Origin of the sequence: Anaeromassilibacillus sp. 1001302B_160321_C8 (assembly GCF_015554745.1) — a bacterium.
Classification (GTDB): domain Bacteria; phylum Bacillota; class Clostridia; order Oscillospirales; family Acutalibacteraceae; genus Anaeromassilibacillus; species Anaeromassilibacillus stercoravium.
Window position 1 is genome coordinate 129,317 of record NZ_JADNJD010000004.1, and the last position, 13,156, is coordinate 142,472.

The window sequence follows — 13,156 nt, forward strand, 5'->3', positions numbered from 1 at the left end:
ATGCAAAACAAATACCCGGATCTATATAGCTTACTGGAAAGCGACGGGGAAGCCCGCCAGTATTTCGACACCCTGCCGGAGTATGTGCAGGAGTGCCTGCGAGACCGCGCAGGAGGCGTAAATTCGTTTGAAAGCCTCTGCGATGCAGTGGACAAGTATACGCGCGGCGACGACTGAGCTCGAAAAGGCGATTTCGCATGAGACGGTCTTTTGCAACATATGATTGCAAAAATAGCTATAACGAGAGGATGACCGCTCTATGAGTCAACAGTATCCCTTTTCAACAGAGCCTTTGCCATACGACTACCGCGCGTTGGAGCCGGAAATCGACGCGGAAACCCTGCATTTCCACCATGATAAGCACCTGCAAGCTTATGTCGATAACCTGAACAAGGCGCTGGCCGACTACCCGGCCTACCACAGCTGGAGCCTCGAAAAGCTACTAAAGCAGGGCGACGCCCTGCCGGAAGCAATCCGGGTTGCGGTGCGAAACAACGCAGGCGGCGTGTACAATCATCAACTGTATTTCCGCAGTATGGGGCCGGAAAAAAACACCCACCCTTCCGGGAAATTGGCAGAAGCGATCGACTGCTATTTTGGCTCCTATGACGCCTGGAAAGAAAAGATGAAAAACGCCGCTGTCACCCAGTTTGGGTCCGGTTGGGCATGGCTTGCAATGGATGGGCAAGGGCGGCTGCACGTCCTGAAAACCGCCAACCAGGATACGCCGCTGACCCTGCACATGTGCCCCCTTCTGCCCGTCGACGTCTGGGAGCACGCCTATTATTTGCAATATCAGAACCGCCGTCCGGAATACGTGGACCGTTGGTTTTCCCTGATCAATTGGAAACAGGTGGAAGAGCAGTTCGCGCAATGCAGCCGATGTTGAGCGCGCAAACGCGGAAAGGAGGCGCTGGTTCGTTGGAGGAATATACCGATTTGTATCAGCTTCTTTCCAAGGACTACGAAGCCAATCAGTATTACTCGCTTCTGCCCTACGATGTGAAGCAGGCTTTGGGGTACAAGGCGGATCATATCTTGAGTTTTGACGACCTGCATGAATTCGCCATGCACTGCCAAGAAGAGGAATGACAAAGGAGGCGAAATATGGCAAACAGCTTAGACGATCTCTTCGAGGAGGCGCCGGACGTTTTACAATATTTTCTGTCGTTGCCGCCCGATATGCAGGATGCCATCAGCCTGCGTTCCGAAGAGATCCGCTCGGTGGACGACTTGCAACAGTATGTAGAACTCCTACAGAACGGATAAACAAAAAGGGGGAGCTGCCGCATTCAATCCTGCGGCGCTTCCCCTTCTTTGATGGATAGGCCGGATAGAACCCTTTCCAGCGCCCGGAACAGGATCTCGTTCTCAGCCGGCTGACGCTCCATCTCCATCCAGGCTTTCCGCCCGGTCTCTACAAACTGTTCCCTCCCCTTCGGCGCTTTCTTCCTGCGGAACCGGTAAGAGTTGCGCCGCTCTTCTCCAAAATAAACATCCACGGTAAATTCATCGCGAACATTCATGAGCAATCCCCCTGTTTTTTATATTCACGCGGTGGTTCGTCCTATTCCGCATAATGAGCCTGTCCGCTCTCTACACATGTGGTAGGAGGAATCGCCATGAGAACCGCAGCAGCTTACATCCGCGTATCCACGGACGGCCAACTGGAATACAGCCCGGACAGCCAACTCAAAGTTATCCGGGATTATGCCCAAAAGCACGATTTTCTCTTGCCAGAAGCATATATTTTCCGGGAAGAGGAGGGAATCAGCGGAAAGGAAGCCAAAAAGCGCCCCGCCTTTATGCGGATGATCGGAATTGCCAAGCAGAAACCTAAGCCCTTCGATTGCATCATCCTCTGGAAATTCAGCCGTTTTGCGCGCAGCCGCCGGGATAGCATTGTCTACAAAACCATGCTGCGCAAGCAGCTGGGCATCGACGTCGTTTCCGTGACCGAACAGCTGGGCGACGACAAGCTCTCCCTGCTGCTGGAAGCGGTGATCGAAGCGATGGACGAATATTACAGCATCAATCTGGCGGAAGAGGTCAAGCGCGGCATGCTGGAAAAGGTGAGCCGCGGGGAACCGGTCACCCCACCCCCTTTCGGCTATCGGATGCAGGAAAAACAATACATACTCGATCCCACTACCGCCCCCATTGTTCAGTGGATGTTCCGCCTATGCGCGCAGGGGGTTCCGTGCAACGAAATCGCCCGCCGGCTCAACGCCATGGGGATTCCCACCGCACGCGGGCAACGCTGGGAAACGCGCGCAGTCGCCTATCTCTTGCACAACCCCGTCTATCTGGGGAAAATCCGCTGGAACCTCCATCCGGGGACGAAGCAATCGCCCCCCGCCGGGCCAGTCCTCTCGGATGGGATGCACCAAGCCCTAGTGGATCCCTCTCTATGGGAGGAATCCCAGCGGCAATTGAACCAAAAAGGATGCAGGCGGAACGAGCGTGCTCCTCAAACAGCTTATCCCCTGCGTGGCCTTGTATTTTGCTCCACCTGCGGCGCACCGTTGGTCAAAACCTCCCGCGACGCCCTGCAATGCAGCGCCTATGCCCACGGGCATTGTTCTGTCTCCCACTACATTTCCATGCGGAAAATGGAAGAATGGATCTTATGCATCCTGGAAGCCGACCTCCCCCCACATGCTTTCGAAAGGAACCCCTGCCCCCGCGCGGATTCTTCAAATCCATTTCAATTGCAACTTGAACAGGAACGGAAAAAGTTGGAGCGTCTCCGGGATGCCTATGAAGCTGGAGCCGAGTCCCTAGAGGAATACCAATGCGAAAAGGCGCGGTTACAGGCGCACCTCACCGCCCTTTCTGCGGAAGTGCATCGCTGCCATCCCTTACAGGAAGCCCCATCCGCCGTGAACATGGGTGCATTGCTGCGGGATGGCCAACTCCCGAACGAAGCCAAAAACCGTGTGCTGCACGCCATATTCGACCGCATTGTATACGATGCAGAACAAAACCACTTGACGGTCCACTATCGAACAGAGTAAAAACCATCTCCAACCGCGATGCGGTGGGCCGCATGGCGAGCTGGGCGCCTCTCTGCGCTATTTGAGCCAGAGATACAGCATGCCCTATCCGGAGCTGAAAGCCATATTGACCGATATAGGTACAGAAGGGTCACAATGGCGCTCTGCGCATCAAAAATATTGCCGATATGTCTTCTTCCATCGATAAAATAACTTATCCAAAAGGTTATGTGAAAGATTCCGACTTTTTTCTCCCTTCTTGTTGCTACATTGGTAAAATTTAGGGAAGGAGGCTGTTTTCCTTCCCATTAAATTTTATCGCGATTTCACGAACCTGGAATAGAAGGTGATTGGGTGTATTTCCCTGCAAAGAAGGCTGGCATTTTACAGCCACAGATACAACATACATCCTGCAAACACAGCACCTTGCATAGGACTGCCGGACATCCGAAACCGATCCAATCCGGTTCTTTTTGTCCATCCCTTGTATCCGCTGTTCTGAAGCGCCTGGCGGATATCCTATGTTCAACCGTGGGGCTGATTCTTTGCGCTCCACTTCTATTCCTGTGCAGTATCATTGTCCGTCTCGATTCTCCGGGACCGGCTTTTTATAGCCAGGAACGGGTCACGCGGAATGAAAAGGTATTCCGCATCTACAAATTCCGCACAATGATCCACCATGCGGAAGCCATTACAGGCGGCGTCCTCGCAAGCGCGGACGATCCCCGCATTACCAGGGTTGGGAAGGTTCTGCGAAACACACATTTGGACGAGCTCCCACAACTGCTCAATGTTTTAAAAGGGGACATGTCCCTGGTTGGCCCGCGGCCCGAACGCCCCATGTTTGTGGAAAAATACAAGGCGGAGGTCGATCAGTATGAACAGCGCTTTCTCGTGCGGGCTGGGCTTACCGGTACGGCGCAGGTGTATGGCCACTACTACACCGAGATTTCCGAAAAAACAGCTTACGATCTTTGGTATATCAAGCATTTTTCCCTGTGGCAGGATATTAAGTTGATCATTTTGACAGTCAAAGTCCTCTTTGAAGGGAAACCGCTCCAAAGAGCATTGGAGAACCCCGTACATTCTCCGCCGGAATTCCCCGGCCCTCCCATCGCGAAATGAGGGACCCTATGAAACGATTCTGCCGCTACATCCGCTATGCCGGGATGCTTCTCCGATACGCCTTAGCGCTGCTCATTGGAATATTTGCCCGTCATACACCCGCATACAGGAATCTCTGGCTCTTCGCAGAGCGCGGATATGACGCCCAGGACAACGCATTTTTTCTCTTTCAATTTGTCCGGCAGAAGCATCCGGAGATCCATGCCGCCTATCTGATCGGCCGTGAATGCCCGGACTATGGAAACATTATTCGGTTGGGAAAGGCAATCGAGCCGGGCAGCTTTTCGCATTATCTGGCATTTGCCTGCGCAAAGGTAAAAATCAGTACCCACATCATGGGCTATTCTCCCCATATGTATCTGTTTACAATGCTGGATTCCCACAGGCTGGTGCCCGGCCGCAAAGTGTTCCTTCAACACGGAATCCTTTTCAACCACATTCCAACGCTGTACTATCCCCGTATCCGCGTGAACCTGTTTGTTTGCAGCGCGGGGCGGGAATATCAAGCGATTTTAGACCACTACGGGCATCCCCAGGGCGTTGTGCAGCCGATCGGCCTGTGCCGCTACGACCATCTATTTCAGGAACACACGGAGAAGCGGCAGATTCTCATCCTCCCCACCTGGCGCGCTGCCCTGCGGGATTGCAGCCGGGAGGCCTTTCAAGCCAGCGCGTACTTCCATTTTTTCGATTCCCTCCTGCGGCATCCACAGATGGCTGAATTGCTGGAGCAGTATCACTATACGCTGCTCGTCCAGCTTCATCCGGAAATGCAGCGCTTTGCCGCTTGCTTTTCCAGCGTCCATCCCCGCATAAAAATCCAAGCTACAAACACACAGAATGTCCAACAGCTCCTGCTGGAATCCAAACTCCTTATCACGGATTATTCCAGCATCTTCTTCGACTTTGCCTACCTGGGAAAGCCGCTCGCCTATTACGCCTTCGATGAGGCGTATTTTTTCGCCACCCATTACCAGCGCGGTTATTTCGATCTCGAGGAGGACGGATTTGGCCCGGTCTGCCGAAATCCCGATGAAGTCCTGCAATTTATCAAGGAGCGCTTGGCGGACAACATGCGGGTTCCCGCCCTCTATCGAGCGCGCGCCAAAGGGTTCTTTCCACCCCGCCGCACCGACCACTGTTCCCGCACCGTTTCTGCCATCCGTGCGCTTCTGTAGAGATCTTTCCAACAATTGCAGGGTATTGGTTTTTAAGTCCGGCCAAAGGAGGGAAATCCATGGGGCCGCTGGTCAGCATAGGCGTTGCCGTCTACAACGTCCGGGAATATCTGTGCGCCTGCCTCGGCAGCGTGTGCAAGCAGGCGTCGGAGGAAATCGAAATTCTCCTGGTGGACGACGGTTCCAGTGACGGGTCCGGAGAGGTCTGCGATGCATACGCGGGGCAAAGCCCATTTGTCCGCGCCATCCATTTTCCGGAAAACCGGGGCATTTGCGAAGTGCGCAATACCATTCTCCGGGAAGCTGCGGGCCGGTGGGTGTTCTTTGTCGATGGAGACGACGAACTGCCGGATTGGTTTTCGGAGGTCGCACGGTCTTTGCCAGAGCACTTTTATGACGTTATCTTCTTCCGCTACGCTGGGTACGAACACGGGAAGCCCCAACCCGTTCCCCGCGGGGAAAATCGCATCGTGGACCTTTCCCCAAAGGTATTGGAAACCTATTGCATCTCCTGCGTGTCCGGCGTCCCTTGCCAGTTGCCAGACACACGCCTCCAGCAGGTGCGCCATACCTCTGTTTGGGCAAAGGCCTACCGGCGGGATTTTTTGTTGGAACAGCAGTTGTGGTTTCCGGAGCGCCAGCAGAAATCCCAGGACGTCCTATTCAACACCCTGGTTTACCACGCCTGCCGGTCCGCCGCATATATTCCCACAGTGATGTATTACTACCGGACGCATCCGAACTCCATCTGCAACCGGTATCACCCCGACTTCCTTCCCGGAATGGAACTCCTGATGCAGCGTAATCTCGCGCATATCGATGCCTTCTTCCCGGGAAAGGCGGATGTTTTGGATGCCTTTTACCGCTACCGCGTGATTGGAATTCTGTTGGACGCCATGCGGCTCCATATCTTCCATCCGGACAATCCCCTGCCTTTGCGCCAACGCCGGGCAGCCTTTCAAGCACTTTTAAAAAAGCCACTCTTCGCCTATAGCCTTGCACATCTGAACTTGGACGACTACTGGCTCGAACGGCAATTCCTCTTAAACTGCGCGCGGAAAAGGCGGTTTGCCCTTCTAAACTTTGCCTACCGGCACCCCTGGGTCCTTCGGGTATACGGCGGCGTCATGCATCGGAAGGACCTTTTGAAGGACCGGTTTTTACGGAGGCGGTTTCAACGAAACAGGTGAGCATCATCGTCCCTGTCTACAACATGGAGGCGTTTGTCGCTTCCGGCGTCCAATGCCTGAAGGAGCAGACCTATCCAAACATCGAGCTGATTTTGATCGACGATGGTTCGACCGACGGCAGCGGCGCGGCCTGCGAACGCGAAGCGGGCCGGGACAACCGCATCCGCGTTTATCACACCGCCAACCGTGGAGCAGGCCCCGCCCGCAATTTGGGAATGGATTTGGCCCGGGGCGATTATTTCCACTTTTTCGATATAGACGATTATCTTGTTCCAAACGCGATTTCCCTGCTTGTAAAAGCAGCGGAGGAAACCGGCGCCGATCTGGTGGTCGGCGGATTCGCCGTGGACGACCACAACAAAAACCAACGCGTGATCCCAAAGGCGGACCACCTCTACCGAACTGGTGAACAGGTGCGCAACGATTTTTACCCGCACATGTTCATGTTCGGGGAACAGGGGATCTTTCAATCCGCATGCTTTAAACTGTTCCGCGCGGAAACGGTGCGGAAGCACGGCGTGCGGTTTCCCGACCTTCGCCGCAATCAGGATGAAGTCTTTCTTGCGGAATATGCCGCCGTCATGAAGGACGTCTATTTCATCCCCGATATTTTATACCGCTATTTCGCCAACGACCACGCGCGGCTTTTTCAAAAGGTGACGTATGATTACTTTCCAATCATCCAGCGCTCTTCCCGCCGGATCATCGAGCTGGTACTCGGTTGGAACCCAGAAAACCAGCGTGTACGCGAAAAACTCTTCCAGGATTACTACTATAAAACCTTCCAGAGCATTTGGTTTCTCTTTAACCCCCATGGAAAACGCTCGCACTGGCAGCGATACGCCCGGATGAAAGAAATCGTGCAGGCCTTTCTGGACGATCTTCCCACCCGGGATTTCGGCGAAACCTCCGCTGTTTACCGGTATATGTGTAAAAAGCAGTATGGAAGGCTTTATCTGCGGATGTGGTATTTCACCTGGAAACACCGAAACGACTGAACACGGAGGGACAGCATGCGGACACAAGCGACCATTCGGAATGCGCTCTGGGGAATCTTGCAGCAGGCCGTCCTCTGCGTGTTGGGGCTTTTGTCCCGCAGAGTGATGCTTCAGACCATCGGCGTCAGCGGCGTTGGGCTCAACGGCCTGTTGACCAACGTCCTTTCCCTGCTCTCTCTTACAGAGATGGGCGTCGGTTCTGTGATCATCTACCACATGTACACACCGCTGGCCAACGGGGATTGGGAAGAAATCTGCCGCTTGATGCGGTTCTATCGGAACGTCTACCGGGGCATCGCCTTGGTGATGACAGGCGCGGGCCTGTTGCTGGTTCCGTTTCTTCCGTATCTGGTGAAAGGCGTACACTACAGCCACTCCTATGTGACGGCGGTGTTTCTGCTCTTTTTGGCGCAGACCGCGTCGTCCTATCTCTTCTCGTACAAGCGGTCCCTTCTTTCCGCCGATCAAAAGCAATATGTCATTACCATTGTAGATCTGGTCTTTCGGATCGTTTCCGTGATTGGCGGCATTGCCGTGCTGCTTCTAACCCGTGAACTGCTTTGTTACCTGTTCTTCCTTTTGATCACCGGCATTTTGAATAACCTCGCTCTTTCGCGGCGGGTGGACCGGCTGTATCCCGAACTTCTTCGCTCCCGCGCGCAGCTTCCTAGAGAACGCCGGAAAAAGATTTTCCGCAATGTGCGCGACCTGTTTATTGGGAAGCTCTCGTGGACCATCACCAGCTCAACAGATAACCTTCTGATCTCCGCACTGGTAGGCACCATCCAGGTGGGGCTCTATTCCAACTACACCATTGTTCTCAATACGCTGACCAATGTGGTCAACCAGCTCTCCGCGGCGATGAGCGGCAGCATCGGGAATTTGCTGGCCACCGGGTCAAAAGCACATGTGGATGTTGTGCTGCGGCGGTTGCTGTTTCTGATGTATGGGATTGCGTCGTTTTGCTGCACCTGCCTCCTTTGCCTTCTGGACCCATTCATCACGCTTGTATTCGGCAATGAGATGGTGCTGGATTTCCCTGTAGTATGCGTCTGTGTACTCAACTTTTTCTTGGCGACCATGCGCATCCCTGTCTGGAACATGCTCAGCGCCTCCGGTCTATTCAAGCGGGACAAATACATCTCGATCGCCGGTTCTACTGTCAATTTGGTGGTCTCCTTCGTTCTGGGAAAGGAAATCGGTATGTTGGGCATTTTGATCGGGACGACCTGTACATATGCCATCCAGTTTGTCCTAAAAATTCTTTTGTTCTATCGCCGTTTCCTTCACAGGCCATGCAGAAAACTCTTTCTGCAATTGGGACTCTATCTGGCGCTCACCCTGGCATTGACCGGCTGTGCCTATGGGCTTTGTAGCTGGATCGCCACCGGCGTTGCAATCGCTGACTTTGTGCTCAAGGGATTCCTTGCCGCTGGCTTTTCCCTGGGAAGCAATTTTCTCCTATTCTGCCGGACCGATTCCTTTCGCGCCCTGCGGCAGGTCTTCTACGATTCAAGGAACCGCTACAAATCCAACAAATCCCGAGCAACCGGCGAAAAAGGAGGAATGGCCTGAACATGCAAATGGAACCTCTCTACCAAACGGGAAAAGACGTTCAAAAGGAGGCTGAGACCATTCATGCAGACGCTTGGCTGGTCGGCCTTTATTATCTCTGCCTTCCACTCACCTTTATCACGCTGCTTCCCGGCATGTCCGCTTTGAAGGCCGTTACATTTCCCATCGCCGGTTTTCTGGCGCTGTACCGGCTTCTGCCCCAAAGCCGCAAAATATGCCTGAACAGTGTGCACCTGTTCTACACATTGCAGCTCCTGTTTATGGCGGGAACCCTTCTCTTCTACCGGGGACCGGAGAGTGCCACCGTCGTCAAAGACGTTTCGCTTGCACTGCTTGTCACCCTGTTGGCGACGTGCCGCGTTTACAACCAGGCAGAACGCCGTCTCTTCTCCCGGATCTGGCTGTTGGTGGGGTTGATTTGTATGCTCCTTTGCCTGTTCAGCGAGAAAACCATCGACGGCGGCCGGACTGTCATCGTGGTACTTGGCTCCGAAGAGGACCCAAATTTTTTCTGTATGTACTTCATCTTTCCCATGCTGTTTGCTTTGGAATCGTTGACCCGGAAAACCAAATTCCGGTTTTTAACCGTTCCCTATTTGATTCTGGTGTTCTATGCCATTCTCCGCACCGGCTCCCGCGGTGGGCTCGCCGCGATCTTGGCCGGAGTGTTGGCGTTTATTTTTCTCGCTATACGCAGTCCAAAGGCAAGACTCTCCGCACTGTTGCTATTGCTTCTGGTCGCGCTGGTCATTCTTTTTATCGTGTTGCCCCTTCTCCCCGAGGCTGTACGGCAGCGCTATAGTCCCGCGCAAATCTGGGAGGATCAAGGCAGCGGACGGTTCCCCATCTGGTCCTATCTGCTCACCCAGGTGTGTTCCGACGCCTCTTCCCTGATACATGGTTTCGGCATCTGCTCAACCATCCCGCACATGACGGCCGCCGGATTCCAAAATACCTATGCGCACAACCAATGGATTCAAACCTTGTTCGATCAAGGGTTGATCGGCCTGTTCTTGTACGCCGCTTTGATGGGGGCGTGTTTCTTTCGCAATCTTCGCAGGAATCCGCTATTTTCCTGCGGATTGGTCGCCGTATGGGGCTTTTCTCTGTCCCTGAGTCTTTACACGCATAAGCAGTATTTGAATGTCTTTATGATGTGCGCCATGAGCTTTGCCCCGCCGGAAATGGCTGATCTCCAGAAAGGCGGTACATTGTTGTCCCAGCCTTTCCTGCCAAGTCGAGAACCTCTTCGAAAGGAGGAAGGGGATTGAAAAAGGTATCCATCATCGTCCCGGTCTACAACGGGGAAGTCACCATCGCCCGGTGCCTAGACAGCTTATTGACGCAAACCTATCCCTGTTTGGAAATTCTTGTGATTGACGACGGTTCCTCCGACAGGACCAGATCGGTATTGGAACCGTACCGCGGACGGATTCACCTTCTTTGCCAAACGCACAGCGGCGTAGCTGCTGCCCGGAACATGGGCCTGCAACGGGCGGCCGGCGACTTTCTCCTCTTCGTGGATGCAGACGATTTTCTCGGGTGCGATTGTGTGGAACGCGTTGTCCAAAAGCAGCGGGAGAGCGGCGCGGACCTTGTCCGCTTTTCTTACCAGCTGGTCTATCCGGACGGGCGCATCCAGGAACCGATCGACTCGTTCACGGAGGAAGTTTTCCTGCCAAAGGCTGCGTTTACAGAGCAAATTTATCCGTACTTTCTCTCGTCCATCCGCTTTAACGCGGTCTGGGCCACCCTGTATCCGCGTGAACTGCTCGCCGGCTTGACCTTCCCCACCGGCATGAAGACAGCGGAGGACGCCGCCTTCTCCCTGGAAGTCTATACCCGGGCGCAGAGTGTATTGTTGAGCATGGACGCCGTCTATTTTTATGTCCAAACGCCAACTGGGTTGACCCGGCGCGGCCTGGGGTTGCTCGACAAATACCGGGCGAATCTACAGCTCTCGGGCTATCTCCTGGAAAAGCTGCGCGTCTGGGGAATGGATTCCTTTCCAAACCGGTTGAAAACATATCTTCGCCCGCTGATGCTCACCATTCATAAGCTTCGGCGGCTGTTGCAAGAATAAAGGAGGTTTCCATGCGGTTACAAGTTCTCATCGCCACACAGGGACAAAGCGGCCATCGCCTGCTGGGCCAAATGCAAATCCGCAGCGACGCCATCATCGGAAATCAATGCGGCCGATACGAGGTGGAAACATTCTCTTTCCACGGGTATGACGTCCAGGTTTATTCCTGCCGGGAACGCGGCGTTGGTTTAAACCGGAACCACATCTGGATGCGCGCCAATGCGGATATTTGCCTGTTTGCGGATGACGATGTCCGCTATGATGACCACTATGCGGAAAAAATTCTCACGGAATTCTCCAAACACCCGGAGGCGGACGTCCTCCTTTTTAATTTTCACTGCAAAAATAAGACGCGCGAGGAGTATATCATCCCGAAATGGAAACGGGTCCGCTGGTACAACTCGCTCCGCTATGGGACCTATCGGATCGCGGTCCGTACCGAGCGCGTCCGCCGCGCCAACATCGCTTTCTCTCTTCTGTTTGGCGGTGGCGCCCGGTATGGCTCCGGGGAGGACTGCATCTTTTTGCACGACTGTCTCCGGCATGGCCTCAAAATTTATGCATGCCCCATCTTTTTAGGCGAAGTTTCCCACCAGGATTCCACCTGGTTCGATGGGTATACGCAAAAATTCTTTCACGACAAAGGCGCCCTGTTCGCCCATCTTTTCCCGCGGTTGGCAAAACCGTTTTGCCTGGCCTTTTTGGTCCGGCATCCCTCCTTCCGGACCGATGGTCTCCCTTTTTGGAAGGCATATCATGCCATGAAGGGCGGCATACAGGAATATCTTGGAAAGTACTCTGAGGGGGTCCCATGTGAAAAAACGGCTGATCTTCGTCAACAATAACCTACATAGCGGCGGCATTCAAAAAAGCCTTTTGAGCCTGCTCTCCCACATCAAAGACCAATATGCGGTCACACTGCTGCTCATGAGCGATACCGGCGAATACAAAGCGCAGCTCTCAAAGGGAATTCAAGTCTTGCACTGCTCCCCAATATTGCGTATACTTGGTATGAGTCAAAAAGAGCTGTGGCGGGAAAACCGCCTGCTCTTTTGCATCCGTTCCCTTTTTGCCGCTCTATGCAGGATCACTGGCAATTCGCTTCTTCTGCGAATTTTATCCCATGCCCAAAAACGGCTGGGGCCCTATGACGTCGCCATCTCCTGCATGCACAGCGAACCGCCGCGGGTGTTCTACGGAGGGACAAATGAAATCGTATTGTATCGCATCCGGGCAGCCAAAAAGATTGCGATGGTGCATGCCGATGTCCTGCACAACGGAAGCTGCACCGCGGCCACGGGGAAACTCTATGGACAATTCGATCAAATCATCGCCTGTTCCAAGGGGTGCCGGGAACAATTTGTCAAGGCCTTTCCAGACTTGCGGGACCGGGTTTCTGTTGTATCAAATTTTCATCGCTTTCACGAGATCTGGGCTTTGGCCTCCCAAAACCCCATCGCCTACCCGCGCGATCAAATCCATGTCATCACCGTAGCGCGGCTGAACAAGGAAAAAGGGATTGAACGGGCGCTGGATGCTATCCGAGCCTGTGTGGATGCAGGCATTCCCATCCAGTATCATATCGTCGGTGATGGTGCTGAGCGGCAGGCCCTTGAAAAGCGGGCGGCACAGCTTGGGATTGCCGGACGGGTCACGTTTTACGGCATGCAGCAAAATCCCTACCGGTTTATGAAACAGGCGGATCTCTTTTTGCTCCCCTCTTATCACGAAGCAGCGCCCCTCGTTTTTACCGAGGCAAAATGCTTGGGCGTGCCCATCCTCGCCACAAGGACGGCCTCCGTGCAGGAGATGATCCTGGACGATCGGGCGGGATGGGTCTGCGAGAACACCACAGCGGCGATCGTCCATAGCTTGCAGGAGATTTGCCGCCATCGTGAAGCGCTTCAGGAAAAGCGGGAAGAGCTCTCCCTCAAAACGTATCACAACGGGGAGGCCATGCGGCAATGGAACGCCGTAATGAAGGAACAGGAAATCTGAAAGGCGGGATACC

15 protein-coding genes and 1 pseudogene are annotated in these 13,156 nt (G+C 54.0%); 15 read left to right on the plus strand and 1 reads right to left on the minus strand.

Annotated features, from left to right (window positions below; all coding sequences use genetic code 11):
- The 4 genes from I2E77_RS04475 to I2E77_RS04490 all read left to right on the plus strand — a co-directional run bounded on the left by I2E77_RS04475 (position 1) and on the right by I2E77_RS04490 (position 1,269).
- A complete protein-coding gene (locus tag I2E77_RS04475; RefSeq protein ID WP_172749560.1) occupies positions 1–177 on the plus strand; it encodes a hypothetical protein in 177 nt (58 codons plus the stop codon).
- 82 nt (positions 178–259) lie between these two features.
- Positions 260–889 carry a superoxide dismutase gene (locus I2E77_RS04480; RefSeq protein ID WP_087230882.1) on the plus strand — a complete coding sequence of 210 codons (630 nt, stop codon included), beginning with the start codon at positions 260–262 and terminating at the stop codon, positions 887–889.
- A 32-nt stretch (positions 890–921) separates the two neighbouring features.
- The gene (locus I2E77_RS04485) at positions 922–1,092 is read left to right on the plus strand and encodes a hypothetical protein (RefSeq protein WP_172749558.1); all 171 of its coding nucleotides are present in this window, start codon (positions 922–924) and stop codon (positions 1,090–1,092) included.
- A 15-nt stretch (positions 1,093–1,107) separates the two neighbouring features.
- Positions 1,108–1,269, plus strand: a complete 162-nt coding sequence (locus I2E77_RS04490) for a hypothetical protein (RefSeq protein ID WP_172749557.1) — start codon at positions 1,108–1,110, stop codon at positions 1,267–1,269.
- Positions 1,270–1,292: 23 nt separating this feature from the next.
- Here I2E77_RS04490 and I2E77_RS04495 read toward each other — a convergent pair whose 3' ends face one another.
- Positions 1,293–1,526 (minus strand): hypothetical protein, encoded by a 234-nt coding sequence (locus I2E77_RS04495; protein ID WP_191362608.1) that lies wholly within the window; start codon positions 1,524–1,526, stop codon positions 1,293–1,295.
- Positions 1,527–1,622: 96 nt separating this feature from the next.
- On the opposite strand from I2E77_RS04495, the gene I2E77_RS04500 reads away from it, so the two are divergent.
- From I2E77_RS04500 to I2E77_RS14150, 11 genes and pseudogenes are all read left to right on the plus strand, one after another.
- Entirely contained in the window at positions 1,623–3,017 is a 1,395-nt protein-coding gene (locus I2E77_RS04500) for a recombinase family protein (RefSeq protein ID WP_195450686.1), read from the plus strand.
- Positions 3,004–3,144: pseudogene (locus I2E77_RS13760) on the plus strand (manganese catalase family protein); the annotation flags it as partial. The gene I2E77_RS04500 and the pseudogene I2E77_RS13760, both read left to right, overlap by 14 nt.
- A 206-nt stretch (positions 3,145–3,350) precedes the next feature.
- Complete coding sequence (locus I2E77_RS04510) at positions 3,351–4,121, plus strand: sugar transferase (protein WP_195450687.1); 771 nt, start codon at positions 3,351–3,353, stop codon at positions 4,119–4,121.
- Between the two features lie 8 nt (positions 4,122–4,129).
- Positions 4,130–5,299, plus strand: a complete 1,170-nt coding sequence (locus I2E77_RS04515) for a CDP-glycerol glycerophosphotransferase family protein (protein ID WP_195450688.1) — start codon at positions 4,130–4,132, stop codon at positions 5,297–5,299.
- Between the two features lie 59 nt (positions 5,300–5,358).
- Positions 5,359–6,489: a glycosyltransferase family 2 protein gene (locus I2E77_RS04520; RefSeq protein WP_195450689.1), complete on the plus strand. Its 1,131-nt coding sequence runs from the start codon at positions 5,359–5,361 to the stop codon at positions 6,487–6,489.
- Positions 6,486–7,487: a glycosyltransferase family 2 protein gene (locus tag I2E77_RS04525; RefSeq protein WP_195450690.1), complete on the plus strand. Its 1,002-nt coding sequence runs from the start codon at positions 6,486–6,488 to the stop codon at positions 7,485–7,487. The genes I2E77_RS04520 and I2E77_RS04525 overlap by 4 nt, the downstream gene beginning before the upstream one ends.
- A gap of 15 nt (positions 7,488–7,502) precedes the next feature.
- Positions 7,503–9,062 carry a lipopolysaccharide biosynthesis protein gene (locus tag I2E77_RS04530; protein WP_195450691.1) on the plus strand — a complete coding sequence of 520 codons (1,560 nt, stop codon included), beginning with the start codon at positions 7,503–7,505 and terminating at the stop codon, positions 9,060–9,062.
- A 2-nt stretch (positions 9,063–9,064) separates the two neighbouring features.
- Entirely contained in the window at positions 9,065–10,333 is a 1,269-nt protein-coding gene (locus I2E77_RS04535) for an O-antigen ligase family protein (RefSeq protein WP_195450692.1), read from the plus strand.
- Complete coding sequence (locus I2E77_RS04540) at positions 10,330–11,145, plus strand: glycosyltransferase family 2 protein (RefSeq protein ID WP_195450693.1); 816 nt, start codon at positions 10,330–10,332, stop codon at positions 11,143–11,145. Before I2E77_RS04535 ends, I2E77_RS04540 begins: the two co-directional genes overlap by 4 nt.
- Positions 11,146–11,156: 11 nt before the next feature.
- Positions 11,157–11,990 carry a glycosyltransferase family A protein gene (locus I2E77_RS04545; protein WP_195450694.1) on the plus strand — a complete coding sequence of 278 codons (834 nt, stop codon included), beginning with the start codon at positions 11,157–11,159 and terminating at the stop codon, positions 11,988–11,990.
- Positions 11,959–13,143 carry a glycosyltransferase gene (locus I2E77_RS14150; protein ID WP_195450695.1) on the plus strand — a complete coding sequence of 395 codons (1,185 nt, stop codon included), beginning with the start codon at positions 11,959–11,961 and terminating at the stop codon, positions 13,141–13,143. Before I2E77_RS04545 ends, I2E77_RS14150 begins: the two co-directional genes overlap by 32 nt.
- Positions 13,144–13,156 lie beyond the last annotated feature (13 nt).